At 71.5% G+C, this 1,439-nt stretch carries 1 protein-coding gene; it reads right to left on the bottom strand.

Features of this window, described 5'->3' with window-relative positions; translation table 11 throughout:
* Nucleotides 1–172 precede the first annotated feature (172 nt).
* Nucleotides 173–1,129 carry a bifunctional riboflavin kinase/FAD synthetase gene (locus ACFWI9_RS34195; protein WP_387169179.1) on the bottom strand — a complete coding sequence of 319 codons (957 nt, stop codon included), beginning with the start codon at nt 1,127–1,129 and terminating at the stop codon, nt 173–175.
* Nucleotides 1,130–1,439 lie beyond the last annotated feature (310 nt).

Consider the following 1,439-nt stretch of genomic DNA (forward strand, 5'->3'; position numbering starts at 1 on the left):
GCACCGTGAAGGTGCCGGCCCATCGGCGTCGGCGTCGGCGTCGGCGTCGGCGTCGGCGTCGGCGTCGGCGTCGGCGTCGGCGCACCGTGCCTGCGGGCGGGATGCCCGGTCGGCTCGGCCACCAGGCGGTGGCACGGTGCACGGTTCGGTCGGTTCAGACGGTTCAGACGGTTCAGGCGAGGCTCTCCGCCGCCGCGATCAGCTCCCGGCAGCGCTTCACGTCCACGGCCATCTGCTCCAGCAGGGCCTCGAGCGAGGCGAACTTCTCCTGGCCCCGCACATACGCGAGGAAGTCCACCGCCACGTGCAACCCGTACAGGTCGAGGCCGACGCGGTCGATCGCGTACGCCTCGACGGTGCGCTCGGTGCCGTCGAACTGCGGGTTCGTGCCGACGGAGATCGCGGCCGGCATACGTTCCCCGTTCGCCGTGAGCCAGCCCGCGTACACCCCGTCCGCCGGGATCGCGGTGTGCGCGACGGTCTCGACGTTCGCCGTCGGGAAGCCGAGCTCCCGGCCGCGCTGGGCACCGCGGACGACGATGCCCTCGACACGGTGCGGGCGGCCCAGGATCTCCGCCGCGCCCTCGACATCCCCCTCGCCGACCAGGCGTCGGGTGAGGGTGGAGGAAAAGGGCTCCCCACCGCCCGCCGCTCCGCTGACGAACAGGTCGACCACCTCGACCTCGTAGTCGTAGGTGAGCCCCAGCTCTGTCAGGAAGGCGACGTTTCCGGCGGCCTTGTGACCGAAGCGGAAGTTCGGACCCTCGATCACGGTGCGTGCGTGCAGCTTGTCGACCAGGACCTTCACGATGAAGTCGGCGGGCGACAGCTTCGAGAACTCGGCGGTGAACGGGAGGATCAGCACCGCGTCGACCCCGAGTTCCGCCATCAGCTCCGCGCGCCGGTGGTGCGGGGCGAGCAGCGGCGGGTGGCTGCCGGGGCGGACGACCTCGCTCGGGTGCGGGTCGAAGGTCACGACTACGGATCGCGCGCCGAGCTCGCGGGCACGCTCCACGGTGCGTCCGATGATCAGCTGGTGCCCGCGGTGCACTCCGTCGTAGGAGCCGATGGTGACGACGCTGCGCCCCCAGTCCTGGGGGATGTCCTCCAAGCCACGCCAGCGCTGCACTGTGACCGCTCCTCATCGAACCCGTGTCCGTATGTAGACCTGTGTCGTCGACCTCTTACGCAGGTCTAAGGGTGCCATGCCGGGGGCCCGTGGCCCGCATCGGCATGGAGGCTGTGACCGGGCGCACGTGCCGGGCCCGCTATGCGGGAACCCCCACCCCCGCCAGGTTCTCGATCATGCGCCGGGTGCTGGGTCCGACCACCGCGGCCCAGTCCTCCGGGGTGTCCGCCAGCCAGCGGGCCATCAGGGCGGCGAAGCCGGGCACATGGCGGCCCAGATCGACGAGCCCGCGGTCGAAACGGGTGGCGCC

Source organism: Streptomyces sp. NPDC127084 (assembly GCF_042724175.1).
GTDB lineage: Bacteria > Actinomycetota > Actinomycetes > Streptomycetales > Streptomycetaceae > Streptomyces.